Genomic DNA, 23,011 nt, shown 5'->3' with positions numbered 1-23,011 from the left:
CGTGGATCCCCATCCACGGGCCGCACCCGGCTTACCCCCATCGGGTGCGGAGCCGCACCGGTGCCAACCGCCGCCGAACGAGCGAAACCCCCCACGGCCTTCACTCGCTCTTCCGGTGACTCCGGAATCGCACCCGACGACGTACAGCCTTTCGTCCGGTGGCGGGTCGGGGCGAGGCGTTTCACCTCTGGCCGAAACCCCGTGGTGACGTGCTGTTACGATTCGCATACTCTTGCGAGGGGGTAATTGCAGGTGCAAGGGGTGGGAGTTCGGTGCTGCGTATCCATGTCTCCGGATGGGACCTTTCCCGGGTGCGGATGGCCGCAGGGCCGGACGCGCTGTGGGAGACCATTCTCAGCTTTCACCGGCTGAGGGACCGGAGGGCTTCCGCGGTCTTCGGGAAATGGCGCGCGGAAACCCGTCCGAGGCTGAGCGGTGAAGTGCGTCTGCTGTCCGCGGTGGTTCCGCGGCGCGGCTATTTCCCCGACTTCCTGACGCCTTCTCAGGAAAGCGCCGAACCGCTCGGCCTCGACGCCGGAACCGAAGCCGTGCGCGCCACCCCGCCCGAGCGCCTGCGCGCCGAGATCGGCCTGCTCGACGACCCCGGCCCGCCCGGCGCCCGGCGCACGGCCCGGCGCGCCCGTCTGGAGCCGCTGCGCGAGGGCGGCGCCGAGCCCCTGGGCCGGCTCGTCGGCGCCTTACGGGACTACCACCGCGCCGCCGTCGAGCCGTACTGGCCGCACATCCAGTCCGCCGTCGAGGCCGACCGCGTGATCCGGGGCCGCGCCCTCCTGGACGGCGGCACCGACGAACTGCTCGCCTCGCTCCCGCCGGTCATCCGGTGGCGGGCACCCGTCCTGGAGGCGGACTACCCCGTCGACCGGGACCTCCACCTGGACGGGCGCGGACTGCTCCTCCAGCCCTCGTTCTTCTGCCGGGGCACCCCGGTCGTCCTGCGCGACCCCCTGCTCCCGCCCGTCCTGGTCTACCCGGTCACCCACCCGGCCGCCCCCGCCTTCGCCGAACCGGGCCCCTGGCTCGGCCGGCTCCTCGGACAGACCCGCTCCACGGTCCTGCGGGCCATCGGCGACGGCTGCACCACCAGCGAACTGGCCCGCCGCGCCGGGGTCTCCCTCGCCTCGGCCAGCCAGCACGCCTGCGTCCTGCGCGAGGCGGGCCTCGTCCACACCCTGCGGCACGGCGGCTCCGTCCTGCACACCCTGACCCCGCTGGGCGGTTCGCTGCTGCGGGGCGGGGCGCCGCTGGCGGTTTCCTGAGCCGGGCGGGTTTTCCGGCCGGGCCCGCGCGGAAAGGATCTGCGGCCGCACCGATGAGTTCCGGGCGGCCCCGGCGTCCACCTGTGGAGAGGCGTTCGACGGACGCACCCGGAACCACGCACCCAGAGAGCGAGAAGGCCATGCCTCAGATGATCTTCGTGAACCTGCCGGTCAAGGACCTGGAGACGTCCAAGAGCTTCTACGGCAAGCTGGGCTACTCCTTCAACCCGCAGTTCAGCGACGAGCGCACCGCCTGCCTCGTCATCAGCGACACCATCTTCGCGATGCTCCTCCAGGAGGAGCGCTTCAAGGACTTCACCAAGAAGGAGATCGCGGACGCCGCCACGTCCACCGAGGTGATCCTCGCGCTCAGCGCCGACAGCCGCGAGAAGGTGGACGAGCTGGCCGACGCGGCTCTCGCGAGCGGCGGATCGCCGGCCAACGAGCCGCAGGAATTCGGCTTCATGTACGGCCGGTCCTTCCAGGACCCGGACCACCACATGTGGGAGGTCATCTGGATGGACCCGTCCGCGGCCGAGAACCAGGGCTGATCCCTCAGGAGAGCCCCGCGAACGTCACCCCGGTCAGCTGCTCCGAGGCCACCCACAGGCGCTCGCCCGCCACATCGCTGCGCGTCCAGCTCGCCCGCCGGGAGGGGCCGGGCGCGCCGCGCATGCCCAGCAGCCGCGGCCCGGTGAACGAGTCGGGGCGCACCCCCGGCGCGGTGGCCGCGTACAGCGTGGGCAGGGCACCGGCCGAAGCGGGCTGGGCGACGATGCGGTTGCCGAGCTCGATCAGCCGCTCCGCGGCCCTGCGGTGCTCCATCCGGGCCGCCGCCGTCTGGAGGTTGGTCGAGGCGTAGCCGGGGTGCGCGGCGGCGGCGACCAGACCGCTGCCGGCCGCCGCGGCCCGCCGGGCCAGCTCGTGGACGAAGAGCAGATTGGCGGTCTTCGAGCGGCCGTAGGCGATCCAGCGATGGTACTTCCGCTCGCTGTTGAGGTCGCCCATGTCGATGTCGGCCAGCGCGTGCAGCCCGCTGGAGACGGTCACCACCCGGGCGCCCCCGGCCGCCAGCAGCTTCGGCAGCAGCAGCCCGGTGAGCGCGAAGTGCCCGAGGTGGTTGACGCCGAACTGGGTCTCGAAGCCGTCGGCGGTCCGCCCGTACGGCAGGGCCATCACACCCGCGTTGTTGATCAGCAGGTCGAGCCGGTCCGCCCGGAAGTCCGCGGCGAACCGGCGTACGGAGGACAGATCGGCCAGGTCCAGGGCGGCGAACTCCACGTCCGCGCCGCGCACGGCGTGACGGATGCGGGCCGCCGCCTCCTCGCCGCGCCGTTCGTCGCGGCAGGCGAGCAGCACCCTGGCCCCGCAGCGGGCCAGTTCGCGGGCGGTGATCAACCCGATTCCGCTGTTGGCTCCCGTCACCACGGCCGTGCGGCCGCTCTGGTCGGGTGTGTCGCGCGCGCTCCAGCCCTGGGTCATGGATCCAAGCGTACGACCGGTGGCCGGAACGGCCGGAAGCACCCGTCCGTGGGTTCTCCCGGCCGTCGGCGGGCGAGCGGAGGCGGTCAGTCCGCGCGGACCTCGAAGACCGGTACGGAGACCTCGTCGTCGTCCAGGCAGGCGCCCGTCGCCAGGTCGAAGCGCTGCTTGAGCAGGGGCGACGCGACGAAGGGCTGCCCGCCCTCCGAGCCCACCAGGCCGCGCGAGAGGACATAGGCCCCGGTGAACGGGTCGCGGTTGTCGATGGCGTACGTCCGCCCCGCCCGGTCCAGGAACAGCGCGACCTGCCGGCCGTCCGGGAGGAGAGCGGCGACCCCGCGGCCCGGGGTCAGCAGCGAGCGGTCGCACACGGTGAGCCAGCCGTCCCCGGCGGCGAGCCGGATGCTGCGGGTGTCCTGCGCGGTCTCCATCGTCTGCGTGGTCATCAGGAGGCGGTCCCTTCAAGAGTGCGGATGGCGAGAACCGGCCCCGCGAGGATGTCCAGGTCGGGCTTGACCTGGTCGCGTTCCGGGACGAACTTCACCGACGGGTCGGGCGCGTCGGGGGCGTTGACGAAGGTGACGAACCGGCGCAGCCGCTCCGGGTCGTTGATGGTCTCGGCCCACTCGTCGCGGTAGCCGCGCACATGGTCGGCCATCAGCCGCTCCAGCTCGTCGCAGAGCCCCAGCCTGTCGTGCACGACGACGTCCCGGACGTGCTCCAGGCCGCCCTCGATGCGTTCCAGCCAGGCCGAGGTGCGCTCCAGCCGGTCCGCGGTGCGGATGTAGAACATCAGGAACCGGTCGATCAGCCTGACCAGTTCGGCGTCCGACAGGTCCTGGGCTAGCAGGTCGGCGTGGCGCGGGGTCGCGCCGCCGTTGCCGCCCACGTAGAGGTTCCAGCCACCGGCCGTGGCGATGATCCCGAAGTCCTTGCCCCGGGCCTCCGCGCACTCCCGGGCACAGCCCGAGACGGCCGACTTCAGCTTGTGCGGGGCGCGCAGACCCCGGTAGCGCAGCTCCAGGTCGATCGCCATCTTCACCGAGTCCTGCACGCCGTAGCGGCACCAGGTCTGCCCCACACAGGACTTGACCGTCCGCAGCGACTTGCCGTACGCGTGGCCGGACTCGAAGCCCGCGTCGACGAGCCGGGTCCAGATCAGCGGCAGCTGGTCGACGCGGGCGCCGAACAGGTCGATGCGCTGACCGCCGGTGATCTTGGTGTAGAGCCCGAAGTCGCGGGCCACCTCGCCGATCACGATCAGCTTCTCCGGGGTGATCTCGCCGCCGGGTATGCGCGGCACGATCGAGTACGAGCCGTTGCGCTGGAGGTTGGCCAGGAAGTGGTCGTTGGTGTCCTGGAGGGCCGCCTGCTCACCGTCCAGGACGTAGCCGCTCGCGCCCACCGTCGGGGCCAGCGAGGCGATGACCGAGCCGACCGTCGGCTTGCAGATCTCGCAGCCGTCGCCGCCGCGCGCCGCCTCCCGCCCGTGCGAGTCGAGAAGGTCCGCGTACGAGGTGATGCGCAGGGTGCGGACGATCTCGTACAGCTCGCTGCGGGTGTACGCGAAGCAGCCGCACAGGCCCGCGTCCTGGCTCTGCGGGAGCAGCTGGCCGATCACCTTGACGCAACTGCCGCAGCCGGTGCCCGCCTTGGTGCACCTCTTCACCTCGGGCAGGGTGCCGTGCTCGCAGATCGCACCCTTGGTGACGTTGTGGCAGGAGCAGATCACCGCCTCGTCGGGCAGCGCGGAGGGGCCCAGCGCGACCGGGCCGCCCGCCCCCGCCGGCAGCACCAGCTGCTCCGGGGCGACCGGCAGCACACTGCCGGTCATCGGGCGCAGCGTGCCGTACTGGTCGGCGTCACCCACCAGCACCCCGCCCAGCAGGGTGCCGTCCGCCGCCATCACCAGCTTCTTGTAGACACCGGAGCGGGCATCCGAATACACGACGTCGAGGCAGCCCTCGGCGGTGCCGTGCGCGTCGCCGAAGGAGGCCACGTCCACGCCGAGCAGCTTCAGCTTGGTCGACAGGTCGGCGCCGGTGAACGCGGCCTCCTTGCCGGTGATCACCTCGGCGGCCGTCAGCGCCATCTCGTAACCGGGCGCCACCAGCCCGTACACCCGGCCGTCCGAGGCGAGCGCGCACTCGCCGATGGCGAAGACCGCCGGGTCGGAGGTCCGGCACTCCTCGTCCACGACGATCCCGCCGCGCGGCCCGACCGCGAGACCGCAGTCCCGGGCCAGCTGGTCGCGGGGGCGCACCCCGGCCGAGAACACCACCAGGTCCGTGGCCAGCGCGGAGCCGTCGGAGAGCGCCATCCCGGTCACCGCGCCGCCCTCGTCCGCGATCACCTCCTGCGTGCCGACCCCGGTGTGGACGGTCAGGCCCATGTCCTCGATGGTGCGCAGCAGCGCCGCGCCCCCGCCCTCGTCCACCTGGACGGGCATCAGCCGGGGCGCGAACTCCACCACGTGCGTGTCCAGGCCGAGGCCCTTCAGCGCGCCCGCCGCCTCCAGGCCGAGCAGCCCGCCGCCGACCACCGCACCGGTCGTCGCCGTCCTCGCGTACTCCTCGATGGCGAGCAGGTCCTCGATCGTCCGGTAGACGAAGCAGCCGGTGCTGTCCTTGCCGGGGACCGGCGGCACGAACGGGTAGGACCCGGTCGCCAGCACCAGCGTGTCGTACGCGAAGACCTCCCCGGACCGCGCGGTGACCGTCCGGGCCGTGCGGTCCACGGCCACCGCCGGGTCCCCGAGCCGCAGTTCGAAGCCGTGCCGCTCCATGAAGCCGTGCTCGGCCAGCGACAGGTCCTCCGGGGTCTTCCCCGCGAAGTACGACGTCAGCTGGACCCGGTCGTAGGCGGCGCGGGGCTCCTCGCACAGGACGACGACCCGGGCGGTGCCGGCGGCGCCGGTCAGCCCGCGCTCGGCCAGGGCCTCCAGGAAACGCTGGCCGACCATCCCGTGCCCGACGACCACGAGGGTGGGTATGGCGGCAGGGGTGGAGGTGGGGGCGGTCGGGGGAATGGACACCGGCATCTCGGGGCCTCCGTCGTCGGTGAGCTGATTCGGCAGGGCCACAGGCGCCGGGCCTGTGTGCTCATGACGGGAAGCGTGTCCCGGCGGTGTTACCCGGCCGGTTCCCCGCTGTTTCCCGGGAGGAACCTTGCGCTCAGCACCCGCCGCGAGGGCCTGTGAGGCTGCCGGCCGGGCCCGGAGGAGGGCCCGTGAGCTGCGAAAACCTCAGAGCCGGCGCAACTTCCCGTGGGAGCACCGGGGCGGTTGGACTGTGCACGTATCCGCTCCATAGGGTCGGGCCATGCCAGACATAACCCTCACCACCCTCGTCGTGCTGTGCCTCGCCGCGGCGGCGGCCGGGTGGATCGACGCGGTGGTCGGTGGCGGCGGGCTGCTCCTGCTCCCCGCGCTGCTGCTCGGGCTGCCGCACCTGCCGGCCGCACAGATCCTCGGCACCAACAAGGCCGTCGCCATCGTCGGCACCTCGGGCGCCGCCGTCACCTACGCGCGCAAGGCGCCGGTGAAGGTCGCCACCGCGGTCCGGATCGGGCTCGCGGCCCTGGCCGGATCGATGACCGGCGCGTTCTTCGCCGCCGGGATCAGCAGCGATGTGCTGCGCCCGGTGATCATGGTGGTCCTCCTCGCGGTCGCCGCGTTCGTGATGCTGCGGCCCCAGTTCGGCCGGGCGGCCGGGGACGGCGTCCCTCCCCAGGTCACCCGGGCCCGTGCGGTCACCGCGATCGTCCTGGTGGGCGGCGGCATCGGCCTGTACGACGGGCTGTTCGGGCCGGGCACGGGCACCTTCCTGGTGCTGGCCCTGACCGCCGTGCTCCACCTCGACCTGGTGACCGCCTCCGCGACCGCCAAGATCGTCAACGTCTGCACCAACGCGGGGGCGCTGGCGATGTTCGCCCACCAGGGCAACGTGCTGTGGCAGCTGGCGGCGCTGATGGCGGTGTTCAACCTGGCGGGCGGTCTGCTGGGCGCGCGGATGGCGCTGCGCAGGGGCAGCGAGTTCGTACGCGGGGTGCTGCTGATGGTCGTGTTCTCGCTGGTCGCGAAGCTGGCGTTCGACCAGTGGCAGAGTTAGGACCTGTCCGGCGGGGCCTCAGCGCACGCTCATGAGGTGGGCGTACGCCACCACGTTCCCCTGGTAGCCCGTCTCCCGGGAGTATCCGCCGCCGCAGGTGATCAGCCGCAGCGACGCGTGATCCGACGCGCCGTAGACCCGCTGGTCGGGGAAGTCCTCGTTCTCGTACACCTCGATCGCGTCGAGCGTGAAGACGGCGGTGCGGCCGTCCTGCCGGTCCACCTCGACGGTGCTGCCCTTCTTCAGCGAGCCCAGGTCGTAGAAGACGGACGGGCCCTCGGCGTTGTCGACATGGCCGGCGACGATCGCGGTGCCCCTGGCGCCCGGCGGCGTGCCGTCCTTGTACCAGCCGACGATGTCGGTGTCCCCGGCGGGCGGCACCTCCAGGCTGCCCTCGGCCCCGAGCCCGAGCCGCATCATCGGCGCGTCCACCCCGATGACCGGAATCCGGATGCGGACGGGCGCGGAGGGGCGCAGCGGCTCGGCGACCGGTGAGCCGGGCGGCAGGTCCGGGCCGGCGGCGAATGCCTGGGCGACGGCCGGTCCGGGCGGGGTGATCCGGGTGCCCGCGCCGTTCTGGATCAGCCAGACACCGGCCAGCGCCACGACGACGAGCAGCCAGCCCTTGGCCTTCTGGGACACGGTCGTCCTCCGGGTGCGGAAGGGGAAGCGGTCCCGTCCCGGTGGCGCGGGGCCACCGGGACGGACACCGGGCGGTACGGAGGGGTGGATGCCTCCGTCAGCCGGCGTCCTGCGTGCCGCTCGCCCGGCGACGCAGGAGCCAGGCTCCGCCGACGGCGGCAGCGGCGAGGGCGCCGGCTCCCGCCGCGATCTGGGTGGTGTCCGGGCCGACGCTGCCGCCGACTCCGGTCTTCACAGGCCCCGAGGGGGCGGTGGGGGTGGCCGAGGGGCGGTGGCCCGAGGGGGTCTCCCGCCCGCCGGACCCCGTCTCGTCCCGCCCGGGGGTGCTCTCGTGGCCGGAGGGGGCGGGGCGCTCGGTGGGCGTGGTGCGGCCCGCCTCCGCCGGCGCGTCCGGTACGAGGGCGGAACCGGCGGCCTCGGCGTCCAGGCCGTCGAGACCGGCCAGGTCCTCCGTGTCGTCCTGGCTGCCCAGGCCGTCCAGGTCGGAGAAGTCGTACGCGGGGGAGTCGGCGGCCCCCGTGGGGGCCTCGGCCGGGTCCTCGGCGGGGTCCGCGGCGGCGCCGGTGCCGGCCTCGTCGTGCGCGGAGGCGGCCGCGCCGCCGGCGTCGTCCCCGGCAGCCCGGCCGGCGGCCTTCACCTCGATCTCGCCGGTGGCCTTCTTGCCGTTCGCGCAGTCCACGCCGATGCTGTACGGCCCGGGCTCGACGCCGCCGGGCACCCGGAAGGAGCCGGCCAGGGCCTTTTCGAGGGGAGCGGGCGCCAGCGGGAACTCCGGGGCGTCCAGCGCGCTCGCGTCGCCGGTGGCGCTGCTGTCGCTGCCGCAGGCGGTGGTGTCCACGGTGACCGTGGCGCCCGGGGCGGCGCTCGCGGGGGTGATCCGCAGGGACGCCGCCTCCTCCCCGTACGCGGACGGGGCGGCGGCACTGAGGCCGAGCGCTGCGGCGGCGAGGGCCGCGGCAGCGGTGCCGGTCACGAGTCGGGCAGGACGGCGCATGGGGTTTCCTCCGAGCCGGGCGCTGGCGGGTTGTCCTGATCCCGAGCCAACAGCCGTACGGCCCCCCATGCCTGCTGACGCCGAGTCAGTTCTCACCCGCACGGCTCGGCGCGGCCTCCTTGCCAAGCGGCATCGCCGCAGGTCACAGCGGTGACGGCGGGCGGACTGCGTAGTTCGTGGCGGGTCGGTGCCGTTCGGGTGACGCGCCCGGCGGGAGGTGTGGTGCACATCACATGCGTGAGGCGGCGCTGAGCGGGAACACGCATCACAACCCCCCACGGGACGGTGCGCACAGCCGCCCCCGGCCGCCGCCCCCTCCGGACCTTCCCCCCCTGGGTCCGGAGGGGGCGGACTGCGTCAGGGATGCCGCGGCGCGGTGGCCGACCACTCGACGGCCGGCGGCCGGACCCGGGCGCAGCGCGGCCGCCCCTCGGCGTCCGAGAGCGGAAGCCGCGCGGTGAGGTGCCCGGAGTGCACGGCCGCCGCCAGGACGGCCGGGTCGATGTCGGCGAACACCAGCTTGGCCCGCCGGAACATCGAGAACAGGCCGTTGTCGTCGACCGTGCCCCAGGACAGGTACACGAAGCGCCCGCCGAGCCGGTTCTGCACGTACGGCCCCTGGACTGTGACCCCCTCCGCGTCCGCGGCCGCCGTGCAGTCCAGGGTCCAGCGGGCGCCCGCCGCGTCGCCCGGGTGCAGTCCGAGGAGTTCGTCGGGACGGTCCTTGCGCTGGACGCCCACGTGGACGTTCGTGAAGCCGGTGAAGCCGGGCCCGGGCGGGCAGACGCGGCCGGGCAGCCGGACGCCCTCGATGTGGATCAGCAGGGGCGAGGTGTGCGGGCCTTGACCGGGTGTCTCCATGGGTCCATGATCCCGCCCGTCCCGGACCGGCTCGCCCGGCGCCGCCGGCCGTCGAACTCGGCGTAGGGAAGGCCCGCCGCTGCTGGAGTCGCCGTACGGCCACGGTATGCGCAGGCCGTTGACCGGGGAGGGGGCGCCCGGCCATGGGGCGGCGGCCGCTCCAGCCGCACTTGACCTCAACCGTGGTTGATGTACGAACGTCTGCGCCATGGACCTCATCACTGCGGAATCCACCGCCACCGTCATGTCCGAAACCGCCCCCCTCAAGGTGGCCGTCATCCTCGCCAGCAACCGCGAGGGCCGGTTCGCCCCCGTCATCGCCGACTGGTTCCTCGCCCACGCCGACGCCCATCCCGCGATCGGGACCGAGGTGATCGACGTCGCCGCCCTCGACCTGCCCACCGCCCTCGCCCGCCACCTGGAACCCGGAGCCCGCGAGCTGCTGGCCGACGTCTCGGCCCGGCTGGCCGGGGCGGACGCCTTCGTCGTCGTCACCCCCGAGTACAACCACTCCTACCCGGCGCCGCTGAAGAACCTCATCGACTGGCACTACGCCGAGTGGCAGGCCAAACCCGTGGCGTTCGTCTCCTACGGCGGGGTCTCCGGCGGGCTGCGGGCGGTCGAGCACCTGCGGCAGGTCTTCGCCGAACTGCACGCCGTCTCGATCCGCGACACCGTCTCCTTCCACAACGCCGGCGCCCGGTTCGACGACGAGGGCAGGCACCACGACCCCGCCGGGCCGGCCGCCGCGGTGAAGACGCTGCTCGACCAGCTCGTCTGGTGGGGCCGCGCGCTGCGGGACGCGAAGAGGGCTCATCCGTACGGCGGGTGATGGCGCGGCGGGCCCCGGGAGCCCACAATCGGGGAACAGGCCGCCGACCGCTGCGAGGAGAGGGCGACGTGACGACGACACCGGCATGGCTGACCGTACTGACCACGACGGACAGCGAGGAGAAGGCCGGGGAGCTGGCGCGGGGAGTGGTCGAGGCGCGGCTCGCCGCCTGCGTGCAGATCTCCGCGCCCGTCACCTCGGTCTACCGCTGGCAGAACGCCATCGAGGCCGCCGAGGAGTGGCAGCTGCTGATCAAGACGACGGCCGAGCGGTACGACGAGCTGGAGGCGCACCTCCAGGAGGCGCACGACTACGACACCCCGGAGATCATCGCCCTGCCGGTCCTCCGGGGCAGCGCCCGCTACCTGAACTGGGTCTCGGCCGAGACGGCCCCGGTCACCTCGGTCTGAGGCCCGGCCGGCGGGAGGCCGCCGCCAGCGCGTCGTCGACGCCCCGCTCCCGGGGCCCCAGGAAGTGCGGGTCCGGCTCGAACAGGGCGTCGAACGCCGCCTTCCCCGCCGCGAGCACCTCCCGCGTCCCGCCGTAGTACCAGGTGATGTCGTGTGCGTCCTCGACCCCGACCCCGTACGCGTCGATCCCCGCCGCCCGGCACAGCGCGATGGCCCGGCGGATGTGGAAGCCCTGGCTCACCAGTACCGCCCGGTCGACGCCGAAGATCTTCTTCGCCCGCACGCACGAGTCCCAGGTGTCGAAGCCCGCGAAGTCGCTGACGATCCGGTCGTCCGGCACCCCCTTCCCGACCAGGAACGTCCGCATCGCGTCCGGCTCGTCGTACTCCTCGCGGCTGTTGTCCCCGGTGACCAGGACGACCTCCACCTTCCCGTCCCCGTAGAGCGTGGCGGCCGTCCGCAGCCGGTTCGCGAGGTACGGGGACGGCTTCCCGTCCCACAGCCCGGCCCCGAACACCACCGCGACCTGCCGCGCGGGCACCTCCTCGGCCGTACTGATCCGGGCCTCGGACACCGCGTGCAGCCAGGTCGCCGGCGCGAGAGCCAGCACGCACGCGGCCATCAGCCCCTGCACGGCCCTCCGCCGCCCCCGCCGGGTGCGCGGCACCCGGGGCCGCAGCCTTGCGACGGCCCTCCGCAGCCGGGCACCGCCCGTCCGGTCGCCCCCTGGTGTCCGCCGCATCCGTCCCCTCATGTGCCCGCCCTCACTCGTCCGCCCCCGGCGCCGGGGGCGCACCGCCCCCTGCCCCACTGGACGAGCGGACGGCCGAAAGGGTTCTCCGCCCGGCCGGGGCGGTCCGCGTACCATCGGGCGATGTCGCTCCCACGGTTGATCGCCTCCGATCTCGACGGCACCCTGCTGCGCGGTGACGGCTCGCTGTCGCCCCGCACCCTGCGCGCCCTGCGCACGGCCGAGGAGGCCGGCACGGAGATCGTCATCGTGACCGCCCGGCCGCCCCGCTTCGTGGACCGGCTGGCCGAGGCCGCCGGGCTCGTGGGCACGGCGGTGTGCAGCAACGGCGCCCTCGTCTACGACGTCGCCACCCGTACCGTCGTCTCCTCCAGCGCCCTGTCCCTCGCCGTCGCCCGGCAGGTCGCCACCGCGCTCGCCGCCGCCGTCCCCGGCATCGGCTTCGCGCTGGAGACCGGCAACCAGGTGTTCTACGAACCGGCCTACCGGCTGCGCCTGTCCGAGGACGCGGGCGCCGAACTGCCCGTGGCCTCCCTCGCCGACCTGTGGCTCACCGATGCCCCCGTCACCAAGCTGCTCGCCTGGTCGGAGCGGCTCGACGCGGACACCCTGCTGGCCGCCGCCCGGCAGGGAGCCGGCGACACGGTCCAGCTGACCCACTCGGGCGGCCGCGGACTGCTGGAGATCAGCGCGCCCGGCGTCACCAAGGCCGGCGCGCTCGCGGCGCTGTGCGCGGACCGGGGCATCGACGCGGCGGACGTCATCGCGTTCGGGGACATGCCCAACGACCTCACCGTCCTCGCCTGGGCCGGTACGGGCTACGCCATGGCCAACGCCCACCCGGCGGTGCTGGCCGCCGTGCCGACGCACGCCCGGAGCAACGAGGAGGACGGGGTGGCCCAGGTGATCGAGCACCTGTTCGCCGTGCGGGAGCGGGCGTGACGGGCACCCGCGCCCCGGAACACCGCCCCGGTGCCCGACGGCCGCAGCCCTTCCCCCGTGAGGCAGTGGAAAACGCCCGTGACCGGCGTGCAACGACCCGGCAACGTGCGTCCGTCACCATCACCTCATGCACCGCATCCGGCACCTCACCCGCCCGGCGTCCGCCGCCCCCGCCCTGGTCGCCGTCGCGCACGGCAGCCGGGACCTCCGTGCCCCGCACGCCGTGGCCGCCCTCCTGGAACGGGTGCGCGAGCTGCGGCCGGGGCTCGAGGTCCGCCTCGGACACATAGAGCTCAACGCCCCCCTCCTGCCGGAGACCCTGCACGCCCTCGGCGACGGCGAGGCCGTCCTCGTACCGCTGCTGCTCGGGCGCGGGCACCACGTCAAGCACGACATCCCCGCCTCCGTCGCAGCCGCCCCCGCCCTGCGGGCCCGCGTCGCGGCGCCCCTCGGGCCGCACCCCCTGCTGGTGGAGGCGCTGCACGACCGGCTCACCGAGGCCGGCTGGCACCCCTCGGACCAGGGGAACCGGGACAGCGCCGTGGTGCTGGCCGCCGCCGGTTCACGGGACCCCGAATCGGCGGCCGACACCCGGCGTACCGCACGGTTCCTCGGGGAACGGCTCGGCGGCGTGCCCGTCGTGCCCGCGTACACCTCCGCCGCCTCGCCCACCGTCCCCGCCGCCGTGCGCGCGCTCGCCGCCCGGGGCCACCACCGGATCGCCGTCGCCTCGTACTTCACCGCGCCCGGGCGCTTCGCCTCGGCGGCCGCCGCCCACGCGCCCTGGATCGCCGCCGCCCCGCTCGGCGCCCACCCCGCGATGGCCCGGCTGATCCTGCACCGCTACGACCAGGCGCTCGCGGCCGGCCCCCTCGCGTACGACATACCCACGCACACACGTTTTCCGGCCTCCGCCTGACCCGTCCTGCCGGTGCGGCGGATTAGGGTCGGTCCCATGAACGGCACGGACGGCACACAGCACCCCGGTACGGCGCCCTACGGCCCGGCCGACACCGAGCGCTGGGACCCCGAGCCGGACAAACGCCCCGGCCGCACCGCCTTCCAGCGCGACCGCGCCCGCGTGCTGCACTCCGCGGCCCTGCGCAGGCTCGCCGGGAAGACCCAGGTCGTCACGCCGGGCACCCGCGGCCAGGCATGGGACGCCAGCCCGCGCACCCGGCTCACCCACTCCCTGGAGTGCGCCCAGGTCGGCCGCGAGCTCGGCGCCGCCCTCGGCTGCGACCCCGACCTGGTGGAGGCGGCCTGCCTCTCGCACGACATGGGGCATCCGCCTTTCGGCCACAACGGCGAGCAGGCGCTCAACGACTTCGCGTCCGACTGCGGCGGCTTCGAGGGCAACGCCCAGTCGCTCCGGCTGCTCACCCGCCTCGAACCCAAGCGCTTCGTCCCCGACACCCGCACCGGCGGCCTGGCCAGCGTCGGACTCAACCTCACCCGCGCCGCCCTGGACGCCGCCACCAAGTACCCCTGGCCCCGGGGCGCCCACCCCACGGACCCCGGCTCGCCCAAATTCGGGGTGTACGAGGACGACCTGCCGGTCTTTGAATGGTTCCGCGAGGGCGCGCCGCGCCACCGCAAGTGCTTCGAGGCCCAGGTCATGGACTGGTCCGACGACGTGGCGTACTCCGTCCACGACTTCGAGGACGGGCTGCACGCGGGGCACATCGACCCCGACCGCCTGGAGGCGGGGCCGGAGCGCCGGGAGATCTGGGACGTCGCCGTCGGCCGGTACGTCCCGGCCGGCACCGACCCGCAGGAACTGGCCGAGGCGCTGGACCGGCTCATCGCCCAGGAGTGGTGGCCGCACGGCTACGACGGTTCGGCCGTCGCCCAGGCCCGGCTGAAGGACGCCACCAGCCAGCTGATCGGCCGGTTCTGCCTCGTCGCCGAGACCGCCACCCGCCAGACGTACGGCACCGGACCCCTCAGCCGGTACGGCGCCGAGCTCGTCGTCCCCCGCGCCACCCGCAACGAGTGCGCGGTACTCAAGGCGATCGCCGACCGCTACGTCATGCAGCGCGCCGAACAGGAGGAGATCCGCGCCGGCCAGCGGATCGTCATCGCCGAACTGGCCGCCGCGCTGACCGCCCGGGCCCCCGAAGGGCTCGAACCACACCTGCGCGCGCTGTACGAGTCGGCCCCCGACGACCGCGCCCGCAAACGGGTCCTCGTCGACCAGATCGCCGCCCTCACCGACGCCTCCGCCCGTGCCCTGCACCGCTCGCTCACCGCCGCCGGGACCGGCCGCCACCGGGAGTGACCTGAACGGGCCGCACCCCCTTCCCCCACTACGCTGCGTGCGGGACGCTCGCAGTTGGCGCCGCGCAGCAAGCACCGAGGAGGCATCACGTGGTCGACGCACATCGGACGTTCGTCATCGTCGGCGGAGGGCTGGCCGGGGCGAAGGCAGCCCAGACGCTCCGGGCGGAAGGGTTCAGCGGCCGGGTCATCCTGATCGGCGACGAGCGCGACCATCCGTACGAACGCCCGCCGCTGTCCAAGGGCTACCTGACCGGTAAGGAGGAGCGCGACAGCGTCTTCGTCCACGAGACCGCCTGGTACGCGGGCGCCGAGATCGAGCTCCACCTCGGCCAGTCCGTCACCGCGCTGAACCGCGAGGCGCGCACCGTGGAGACGGGCGACGGCACCGTCGTCCACTACGACAAGCTGCTGCTGGCCACCGGCGCCGAACCGCGCCGCCTCGACGTGCCCGGCACCGAATTGGCCGGCGTCCACCACCTGCGCCGCCTCGCCCACGCCGACCGGCTGCGCAACGTCCTCGCCGCACTCGGCCGTGACAACGGCCACCTGGTCATCGCCGGAGCCGGCTGGATCGGCCTGGAGGTCGCCGCGGCGGCCCGCGGCTACGGCGCCGAGGTCACCGTCGTCGAACCGGAGGCCACCCCGCTGCTGCGGGTCATCGGCCCCGAACTCGGCCAGATCTTCACCGAACTCCACAGCGACCACGGCGTCCGCTTCCACTTCGGCGGCCGGCTCACCGAGATCGTCGGCCAGGACGGCATGGTCCTCGCGGTGCGTACCGACGACGGCGAGGAGCACCCCGCCCACGACGTCCTCGCCGCGATCGGCGCCGCCCCCCGCACCGCGCTCGCCGAGGCGGCCGGTCTGGAGATCGCCCCGCGCGAGCAGGGCGGCGGCATCGCCGTCGACGCCTCGCTGCGCACCAGCGACCCGCACATCTACGCCGCCGGCGACGTGGCGTGCGCCGCCCACCCGCTGCTCGGGACCCGGCTGCGGGTCGAGCACTGGGCCAACGCGCTGAACGGCGGCCCGGCGGCGGCCCGCGCCATGCTCGGCCAGGACGTCGGCTACGACCGGGTGCCCTACTTCTTCTCCGACCAGTACGACCTCGGCCTGGAGTACTCCGGCTGGGCCCCGCCCGGCGCTTACGACCAGGTGGTCATCCGGGGCGACGCGGGCAAGCGCCGGTTCATCGCGTTCTGGCTGAAGGACCGCACCGTCCTCGCCGGGATGAACGTCAACGTGTGGGACGTCACGGAGCACGTGCAGAAACTGATCAGGGCAGGCCGGCCCGTCGACCCGGACGCTCTGGCCGACCCCTCGGTGCCCCTGGAAACCCTGGTCTGAGCGGCCCCGGGCCGGTGCCCGCGCCCCCGCGCCGGCCCGGGACCGCTCACCGGATCACACCCCGCCCCGGCCGTGCCTGTCCCACCCCACCCGTAGACTTCGATCCGTGGCAGGCAGGATCAATGACGACGATGTGAAGGCGGTACGGGACGCGGTCCCGATCGACGCCGTCGTTTCCGAGTACCTCCAGCTGCGCAACGCGGGCGGGGGCAACCTCAAGGGTCTGTGCCCCTTCCACGACGAGAAGTCCCCCTCCTTCCAGGTCAGTCCGAGCAAGGGCCTCTTCCACTGCTTCGGCTGCCAGGAGGGCGGCGACACGATCGCCTTCGTGCAGAAGATCGACCACCTGACCTTCGCGGAGGTCGTCGAGCGGCTCGCCGCCAAGGCCGGCATCACCCTGCGCTACGAGGAGGGCGGTTACAACCCCTCCCACCAGCGCGGCGAACGGATCAGGCTGGTCGAGGCGCACAAGGCGGCCGCCCAGTTCTACGTGGACCAGCTGAACGGCCCCGAGGCCGAGATCGGCCGCAAGTTCCTCGCCGACCGGGGCTTCGACCAGGCCGCCGCCGCCCACTTCGGCGTCGGCTACAGCCCGGCCGGCTGGGACCACCTCACCCGCTTCCTGCGCGGCAAGGGCTTCAGCGACCGGGAGCTGATCACCTCCGGTCTCTCCCAGGACGGCAGGCGCGGCCCCATCGACCGCTTCCGGGGCCGCCTGATGTGGCCGATCCGCGACACCGCCGGGGACGTCGTCGGCTTCGGTGCCCGCAAGCTCCGCGACGACGACAACGGCCCGAAGTACCTCAACACCCCCGAGACGCCGATCTACAAGAAGTCCCAGGTGCTGTACGGCATCGACCTGGCCAAGAAGGACATCGCCAAGTCCAGCCGGGCCGTCGTCGTCGAGGGCTACACCGACGTGATGGCCTGCCATCTCGCCGGGGTCACCACCGCCATCGCCACCTGCGGCACCGCCTTCGGCGGCGACCACATCAAGATCCTGCGCCGCCTCCTCATGGACAACGGCAGCGCCCGCGTGATCTTCACCTTCGACGGTGATGCGGCCGGCCAGAAGGCCGCTCTGCGCGCCTTCGAGGACGACCAGAAGTTCGCCGCCGAGACCTACATCGCCATCGCCCCGGACAACATGGACCCGTGCGACCTGCGGCTGGTCAAGGGCGACGACGCCGTCCGCGACCTGGTCGAACCCCGCACCCCGCTCTTCGAGTTCGCGCTGCGCCAGATCGTCGGCCGCTACGACCTGGAGACCCCGGCCGGCCGCGCCGCCGCGCTCGACGAGGCCGCCCCCGTCGTCGCCAAGATCAAGACGGGCAGCATCCAGCGCGAGGTGGCCGTGCAGCTGGCCGGCTTCGTCGGCATCCTCGACCAGGAGTACGTCGTCCACCGGGTCAACCAGCTCGCCCAGTGGGCCCGGGGCCGGGGCGGCGACCGCCGCGGACCCGCCTCCACCGCCCGTAACGGCGCCCGCCACCCGCAGCAGGTCCAGGCCGCACCCGCCCCCTCGGGCCCCGCGCTCAACCTCCGCAGCCCCGCCCACCGCACCGAGCGGGAACTGCTCAAGCTCGCCCTCCAGCGGCCCGAGCTGGTCTCGCCCGCCTTCGACGCCTACGGGACCGACGAGTTCACCGCACCGCCCTACGCCGCCGTGCGCGAGTGCATCGCGGAGGCGGGCGGCGCCGAACAGGGTCTCGCCGACAGCCGCGAGTACCTGGTCCGGGTCCTCGACGCCACACCCAACGAGTCCGTCCGCAAGCTGATCACCGAGCTGGCGGTCGAGGTCTTCCACGGCAAGTCCATCGACGAGGCCTACGCCGGCGAGCACCTGGTCAAGGTCCGCCTGCGCGCCGTCGACCGCCGGATCAACGACGTCCAGAGCAGCCTGGCCCGCCTCGGCAGCAACGTGGCCCCCGACCACCTGGCCGCCGCGCAGAACGAGGTCTGGGTCCTCCAGCAGTACGCCCAGACCCTGCGCAACCACGGTGCCGCCGCGCTCTGACGCCGCCGCCCCATAACCAACCCGTCACGCGACGACCCCAGAAAGTCACCGCACGCCCCTCGTGGCGGCTGTGTGTCGTACCCCACACTGGATGGCGGTGCCCTGAGTCATCGGAGCGCGGCCCCACCCCACGGTGGCCCCATCCCCGCGGTCCGGCAGCGATCACCTGGAGGTCGCCCCCGTGCAGACCCGGACCGTCACCGAAACCGAGCGTGTCCCGGCCATACCCGTGCAAGCCCGGGCCGCGCGCCACCCCGAAGCCGGCGGACACCCTCCGGAAACGGTGCCCGAGGCCCTCGTGATGGAGGAGGCCGTGGAACCGGAGGAGCCGGAGGAGCACGGGAAACCGGAGACCGGGCCCTCCTCGGACCTGTTCCGCCAGTATCTGCGCGAGATCGGCCGCATCCCGCTGCTCACCGCCGCCGAAGAGGTGGAGCTCGCCCGGTGCGTCGAGGCCGGCCTGTTCGCCGAGGAGCGCCTCGCCCGCACCCCGGACCCCGACACCCGCCTCGCCGTCGACCTGGACCGCCTCGTCGTCATGGGCCGGACGGCCAAGCGCCGCCTCATCGAGGCCAACCTGCGCCTCGTGGTCTCCGTGGCCAAACGCTACGTGGGGCGCGGCCTGACCATGCTCGACCTCGTCCAGGAGGGGAACCTCGGACTGATCCGGGCCGTCGAGAAGTTCGACTACACCCGCGGCTACAAGTTCTCGACGTACGCGACCTGGTGGATCCGCCAGGCCATGTCCCGCGCCCTCGCCGACCAGGCCCGGACCATACGGGTCCCGGTCCACGTCGTCGAGCTGATCAACCGCGTCGTCCGGGTCCAGCGCCGCATGCTCCAGGAACGCGGCTACGAACCCACGCCCGAGGAGGTCGCCGCCCACCTCGACCTGACGCCCGAACGGGTCGGCGAGATCCTGCGCCTCGCCCAGGAACCCATCTCGCTGCACGCCCCGGTCGGCGAGGAGGAGGACGTCTCGTTCGGCGACCTCATCGAGGACGGCGACGCCGCGTCCCCCGTGGAGTCCGCGGCCTTCCTGCTGCTGCGCCAGCACCTGGAGGCGGTGCTCTCCACCCTGGGCGAGCGCGAACGCAAGGTGGTCCAGCTGCGCTACGGGCTGGTCGACGGGCGGCCCCGCACCCTGGAGGAGATCGGCCGCCTCTTCGGCGTGACGCGCGAACGCATCCGCCAGATCGAGTCCAAGACCCTCAGCAGACTGCGCGACCACACCTCCGCCGACCAGCTCCGCGGCTACCTCGACTGACGCGCACGCGCGTACACCGGGGCAGCCGCGGAACCCTGGCCGGACTCAGTCGACCTCGGCGACCGCCTGGGCGAACTGCGCCGCGTACAGCCGGGCGTAGGCGCCCTTCGCGTCCAGCAGTTCGTCGTGCGTGCCCTGCTCGACGATCGAGCCGTCCTCCATGACCAGGATGACGTCGGCGTCCCGGATGGTGGAGAGCCGGTGCGCGATCACGAAACTCGTACGGCCCTGCGCGAGCCCCGCCATCGCCTTCTGGATCAGCACCTCGGTACGGGTGTCGACGGAGCTGGTCGCCTCGTCGAGCACCAGTATCACCGGGTCGGACAGGAACGCCCGCGCGATCGTGATCAGCTGCTTCTCGCCCGCGCTGACCCCGGAGCCCTCGTCGTCGATCACCGTGTCGTAACCGTCCGGCAGGGTCCGGACGAAGCGGTCGGCGTGGGCCGCCTTCGCCGCCTTCTCGATCCGCTCCCGGCTGATGTCGCCGGCCGCCCCGTAGGCGATGTTCTCCGCGATGGTCCCGCCGAACAGCCAGGTGTCCTGGAGGACCATGCCGATGCCCGACCGCAGGTCGGCCCGCGACATCTTCGCGATGTCCACGCCGTCCAGCGTGATCCGGCCGCCCGTCACCTCGTAGAACCGCATCAGCAGGTTGACCAGCGTCGTCTTGCCGGCGCCGGTCGGGCCGACGATCGCGACCGTGTGGCCCGGTTCGACGGTCAGCGACAGGTCCTCGATGAGCGGCTTCTCCGGGTCGTAGCGGAACGACACGTGCTCCAGCGCGACGCTGCCGCGCAGGACGCCGGGGCGCTCGCCCTCGCCCTTCGCCGGGTCGGGCTCCTGCTCCTCGGCGTCCAGCAGCTCGAAGATCCGCTCCGCCGACGCCACGCCCGACTGCACCAGATTCGCCATCGAGGCGACCTGGGTCAGCGGCATCGAGAACTGCCGCGAGTACTGGATGAACGCCTGCACATCACCGATCGACAGGGCGCCGGAGGCGACCCGGAGCCCGCCGACCACGGCGATCAGCACGTAGTTCAGGTTCGACACGAACATCATCAGCGGCTGCATGATCCCGCTGTTGAACTGCGCCTTGAACCCGGCCTCGTACAGCGCGTCGTTCTGCTCGGCGAAGTCCCGCGCGGACTCCTCCTGCCGGCCGAAGACCTTCACCAGGGTGTGCCCGGTGTACATCTCCTCGATGTGGGCGTTGAGCTTGCCCGTCACCTTCCACTGCTCCACGAACTGCGGCTGCGAACGCTTGCCGACCTTCGTCGCCACGACCACCGACAGCGGCACGGTCACCAGCGCGACCAGCGCCAGCAGTGGCGAGATCCAGAACATCATCACCAGCACGCCGACGATCGTCAGCAGGGAGTTGATGAGCTGGCCCATCGTCTGCTGCATCGTCTGCGAGATGTTGTCGATGTCGTTCGTCGCCCGGCTCAGCACCTCGCCGCGCTTGGCACGGTCGAAGTACGAGAGCGGCAGCCGCGACAGCTTCGTCTGGATGTCCTCGCGCAGCTGGAACACGACCCGGTTGATCACCCGGATCGACAGCCGCGTCGACACCAGCATCAGCAGCCCGGCGCCGACGTAGACCGCCAGCGCCATCAGCAGGACGTCGCCGACCGCGCCGAAGTCGATGCCCTGCCCCGGGGTGAAGTCCACCGAGGCCAGCATGTCGGCCAGCCCGCTGTTGCTCCTGCGCAGGCCCTCGACGGCCTGCTCCTTGGTCGTCCCGGCGTCCATGCTCCGGCCGACGACCCCGGCGAAGACCAGGTCGGTCGCCCTGCCGAGGATCTTCGGGCCGACCACGGAGAGCCCGACACTGAGCGCGACCGCGACCAGCATCACGTACAGGGTGTTCTTCTCGGCGGCGAAGCGCTTCAGCAGCCGCTTCGAGGACCCCTTGAAGTCCATGGACCGCTCGGTCGGCGCCCCGCCCGCCATCATGCGTCCGCCAGGCCCGGCCATTACGCGGCCTCCGCTTCCGTCAGCTGGGAGAGCACGATCTCCCGGTACGTGTCATTGCCGTCCATCAGCTCGCGATGGGTGCCGGTCCCGACGACCCGTCCCTCGTCCAGCACGATGATCCGGTCGGCGTCCCGGATCGTGGAGACCCGCTGGGCCACGATCACCACGGTCGCCTCCGCGGTCTCCCGCCCGAGCGCCGCCCGCAGCGCCGCGTCCGTCGCGTAGTCCAGCGCCGAGAACGAGTCGTCGAAGAGGTAGATCTCCGGCCGCTGCACCAGCGTCCGCGCGATCGACAGCCGCTGGCGCTGACCGCCGGAGACATTGGTGCCGCCCTGCGCGATCGGCGCGTCGAGCCCGTCCTCCAGGGCCTCCACGAACTCCTTCGCCTGGGCGACCTCCAGCGCGTGCCACAGCTCCTCGTCGGTCGCGTCCGGATTCCCGTACCGCAGGTTCGTCGCGACCGTCCCCGAGAACAGGTACGGCTTCTGCGGGACCAGGCTCACGGTCTTCGCCAGCAGCGCCGGGTCCAGCGTCCGCACGTCCGTCCCGTCGACCAGCACCTGGCCGTCCGTCACGTCGAACAGCCGGGGCACGAGCCCGAGCAGCGTCGACTTCCCGCTGCCCGTCGACCCGATGATCGCGGTCGTCTCGCCCGGCCGCGCCACCAGGTCCACCGACCGCAGCACCGGCTCCTCGGCGCCCGGGTAGCGGAAGTCCGCGCCGCGCACCTCCAGATGCCCGTGGGCCCGGAGCTCCCGTACCGGCGAGACGGGCGGGACGACGCTGGACTCGGTCTCCAGGACCTCCTGGATGCGCTCGGCGCACACCTCGGCGCGCGGCACCATCATGAACATGAAGGTCGCCATCATCACCGACATGACGATCTGCATCAGATAGGCCAGGAACGCGGTCAGCGCGCCGATCTCCATCCCGCCGCTGTCGATGCGGTGCGCGCCGAACCAGACGACGACGATCGACGACACGTTCACGACGGTCATCACCGTCGGGAACATGAGTGCCATCAGCCGGCCCGTCGACAGCGCCACGTCCGTCAGTTCGGTGTTGGCGCCCCGGAAACGCCGCTCCTCGTACTCGTCGCGCACGAACGCCCGGATGACGCGGTTGCCGGTGATCTGCTCGCGCAGCACCCGGTTCACCGTGTCCAGCCGCTTCTGCATCTGCCGGAACAGCGGGCGCATCCTGCGCACGATCAGGCTGACCGAGATCCCCAGGACCGGCACCACGCCGAGCAGCACCGCCGAGAGCGGCACGTCCTGGCCCAGCGCCATGACGATGCCGCCGACGCACATGATCGGCGCCGACACCATCAGCGTGAACGTCATCAGGACCAGCATCTGTACCTGCTGGACGTCATTGGTCGTACGGGTGATCAGCGAAGGGGCGCCGAACCGCCCGACCTCGCGCGCGGAGAAGGACTGCACCCGGTCGAAGACCGACGCCCGCACGTCCCGCCCGAGCGCGGACGCGGTACGGGCGCCGATGTAGACGGCCCCGACGTTGCAGACCACCTGGGCGATGCTGACGACGATCATCACGCCGCCGTACTGGAGGATGTAGCCCGTGTCCCCCTCGACGACACCGTTGTCGATGATGTCGGCGTTGAGGGTCGGGAGGTAGAGGGTGGCGCAGGTCTGCAACAGCTGGAAGACGACCAGCAGCGCGAGTGGTTTCTTGTACGGACCGAGATAGGCCCGCAGGAGTTTTATGAGCACGCGTGTCTCTCGGAGTCGGCGTAGGTCGGGGGAGCCGACCCATCTTCCGGCACCGCTCGCCGGGACCGCGAACGTTTTTATTCAAGT

20 protein-coding genes are annotated in these 23,011 nt (G+C 72.7%); 11 read left to right on the top strand and 9 right to left on the bottom strand.

All coding sequences use genetic code 11. From position 1 onward, the window contains the following. The first annotated feature begins 272 nt into the window (after positions 1 to 272). The gene (locus ABZ564_RS01855; protein ID WP_360847861.1) at positions 273 to 1,277 is read left to right on the top strand and encodes a helix-turn-helix domain-containing protein; all 1,005 of its coding nucleotides are present in this window, start codon (positions 273 to 275) and stop codon (positions 1,275 to 1,277) included. A 140-nt stretch (positions 1,278 to 1,417) separates the two neighbouring features. After that, complete coding sequence (locus ABZ564_RS01850; RefSeq protein ID WP_360847858.1) at positions 1,418 to 1,828, top strand: VOC family protein; 411 nt, start codon at positions 1,418 to 1,420, stop codon at positions 1,826 to 1,828. A 4-nt stretch (positions 1,829 to 1,832) separates the two neighbouring features. Here the strand turns inward: ABZ564_RS01850 and ABZ564_RS01845 are convergent, their stop codons facing one another. The 3 genes from ABZ564_RS01845 to nirB all read right to left on the bottom strand — a co-directional run bounded on the left by ABZ564_RS01845 (position 1,833) and on the right by nirB (position 5,799). Next, on the bottom strand, positions 1,833 to 2,759 hold the full coding sequence (locus ABZ564_RS01845) for an oxidoreductase (protein WP_360847855.1): 927 nt from the start codon (positions 2,757 to 2,759) through the stop codon (positions 1,833 to 1,835). Positions 2,760 to 2,845: 86 nt separating this feature from the next. After that, positions 2,846 to 3,205 (bottom strand): nitrite reductase small subunit NirD, encoded by a 360-nt coding sequence (nirD, locus tag ABZ564_RS01840; RefSeq protein ID WP_360847852.1) that lies wholly within the window; start codon positions 3,203 to 3,205, stop codon positions 2,846 to 2,848. Beyond that, positions 3,205 to 5,799: a nitrite reductase large subunit NirB gene (gene nirB, locus ABZ564_RS01835; RefSeq protein ID WP_360847849.1), complete on the bottom strand. Its 2,595-nt coding sequence runs from the start codon at positions 5,797 to 5,799 to the stop codon at positions 3,205 to 3,207. The genes nirD and nirB overlap by 1 nt, the downstream gene beginning before the upstream one ends. A 280-nt stretch (positions 5,800 to 6,079) precedes the next feature. On the opposite strand from nirB, the gene ABZ564_RS01830 reads away from it, so the two are divergent. Beyond that, positions 6,080 to 6,868, top strand: a complete 789-nt coding sequence (locus ABZ564_RS01830; protein ID WP_360847846.1) for a TSUP family transporter — start codon at positions 6,080 to 6,082, stop codon at positions 6,866 to 6,868. 18 nt (positions 6,869 to 6,886) lie between these two features. Here ABZ564_RS01830 and ABZ564_RS01825 read toward each other — a convergent pair whose 3' ends face one another. From ABZ564_RS01825 to ABZ564_RS01815, 3 genes are all read right to left on the bottom strand, one after another. Then, entirely contained in the window at positions 6,887 to 7,510 is a 624-nt protein-coding gene (locus ABZ564_RS01825) for a class F sortase (protein WP_360847843.1), read from the bottom strand. Between the two features lie 97 nt (positions 7,511 to 7,607). Continuing rightward, positions 7,608 to 8,504, bottom strand: coding sequence for a hypothetical protein (locus tag ABZ564_RS01820; protein ID WP_360847840.1), 897 nt, complete (start codon positions 8,502 to 8,504; stop codon positions 7,608 to 7,610). Positions 8,505 to 8,861: 357 nt separating this feature from the next. Continuing rightward, positions 8,862 to 9,365, bottom strand: coding sequence for a DUF5990 family protein (locus ABZ564_RS01815; protein ID WP_360847836.1), 504 nt, complete (start codon positions 9,363 to 9,365; stop codon positions 8,862 to 8,864). A gap of 208 nt (positions 9,366 to 9,573) precedes the next feature. On the opposite strand from ABZ564_RS01815, the gene ABZ564_RS01810 reads away from it, so the two are divergent. Both ABZ564_RS01810 and cutA read left to right on the top strand, forming a co-directional pair. Then, positions 9,574 to 10,197 carry an NAD(P)H-dependent oxidoreductase gene (locus tag ABZ564_RS01810; RefSeq protein WP_360847833.1) on the top strand — a complete coding sequence of 208 codons (624 nt, stop codon included), beginning with the start codon at positions 9,574 to 9,576 and terminating at the stop codon, positions 10,195 to 10,197. A gap of 68 nt (positions 10,198 to 10,265) precedes the next feature. Then, the gene (gene cutA / locus ABZ564_RS01805) at positions 10,266 to 10,607 is read left to right on the top strand and encodes a divalent-cation tolerance protein CutA (RefSeq protein ID WP_360847830.1); all 342 of its coding nucleotides are present in this window, start codon (positions 10,266 to 10,268) and stop codon (positions 10,605 to 10,607) included. Here cutA and ABZ564_RS01800 read toward each other — a convergent pair. After that, entirely contained in the window at positions 10,594 to 11,349 is a 756-nt protein-coding gene (locus tag ABZ564_RS01800) for an ElyC/SanA/YdcF family protein (RefSeq protein ID WP_360847827.1), read from the bottom strand. The genes cutA and ABZ564_RS01800 overlap by 14 nt on opposite strands. A gap of 147 nt (positions 11,350 to 11,496) precedes the next feature. On the opposite strand from ABZ564_RS01800, the gene ABZ564_RS01795 reads away from it, so the two are divergent. From ABZ564_RS01795 to ABZ564_RS01770, 6 genes are all read left to right on the top strand, one after another. Then, complete coding sequence (locus ABZ564_RS01795; protein WP_360848283.1) at positions 11,497 to 12,300, top strand: Cof-type HAD-IIB family hydrolase; 804 nt, start codon at positions 11,497 to 11,499, stop codon at positions 12,298 to 12,300. Between the two features lie 127 nt (positions 12,301 to 12,427). After that, positions 12,428 to 13,219 carry a sirohydrochlorin chelatase gene (locus ABZ564_RS01790; RefSeq protein ID WP_360847824.1) on the top strand — a complete coding sequence of 264 codons (792 nt, stop codon included), beginning with the start codon at positions 12,428 to 12,430 and terminating at the stop codon, positions 13,217 to 13,219. Positions 13,220 to 13,255: 36 nt separating this feature from the next. Further along, positions 13,256 to 14,581 (top strand): deoxyguanosinetriphosphate triphosphohydrolase, encoded by a 1,326-nt coding sequence (locus tag ABZ564_RS01785; RefSeq protein ID WP_360847821.1) that lies wholly within the window; start codon positions 13,256 to 13,258, stop codon positions 14,579 to 14,581. Positions 14,582 to 14,670: 89 nt separating this feature from the next. Beyond that, positions 14,671 to 15,930 (top strand): FAD-dependent oxidoreductase, encoded by a 1,260-nt coding sequence (locus ABZ564_RS01780; RefSeq protein WP_360847818.1) that lies wholly within the window; start codon positions 14,671 to 14,673, stop codon positions 15,928 to 15,930. A gap of 106 nt (positions 15,931 to 16,036) precedes the next feature. Beyond that, complete coding sequence (gene dnaG, locus ABZ564_RS01775; protein WP_360847815.1) at positions 16,037 to 17,947, top strand: DNA primase; 1,911 nt, start codon at positions 16,037 to 16,039, stop codon at positions 17,945 to 17,947. A gap of 181 nt (positions 17,948 to 18,128) precedes the next feature. Then, positions 18,129 to 19,214 (top strand): RNA polymerase sigma factor, encoded by a 1,086-nt coding sequence (locus ABZ564_RS01770; protein WP_360847812.1) that lies wholly within the window; start codon positions 18,129 to 18,131, stop codon positions 19,212 to 19,214. Positions 19,215 to 19,259: 45 nt separating this feature from the next. Here the strand turns inward: ABZ564_RS01770 and ABZ564_RS01765 are convergent, their stop codons facing one another. Next, the gene (locus ABZ564_RS01765) at positions 19,260 to 21,191 is read right to left on the bottom strand and encodes an ABC transporter ATP-binding protein (RefSeq protein ID WP_360847809.1); all 1,932 of its coding nucleotides are present in this window, start codon (positions 21,189 to 21,191) and stop codon (positions 19,260 to 19,262) included. Further along, positions 21,191 to 22,924 carry an ABC transporter ATP-binding protein gene (locus ABZ564_RS01760; RefSeq protein WP_360847806.1) on the bottom strand — a complete coding sequence of 578 codons (1,734 nt, stop codon included), beginning with the start codon at positions 22,922 to 22,924 and terminating at the stop codon, positions 21,191 to 21,193. Before ABZ564_RS01760 ends, ABZ564_RS01765 begins: the two co-directional genes overlap by 1 nt. Positions 22,925 to 23,011 lie beyond the last annotated feature (87 nt).

Source organism: Streptomyces sp. NPDC019224, from assembly GCF_040632605.1.
GTDB lineage: Bacteria > Actinomycetota > Actinomycetes > Streptomycetales > Streptomycetaceae > Streptomyces.
This window is presented reverse-complemented; position numbering and strand designations above follow the sequence as displayed.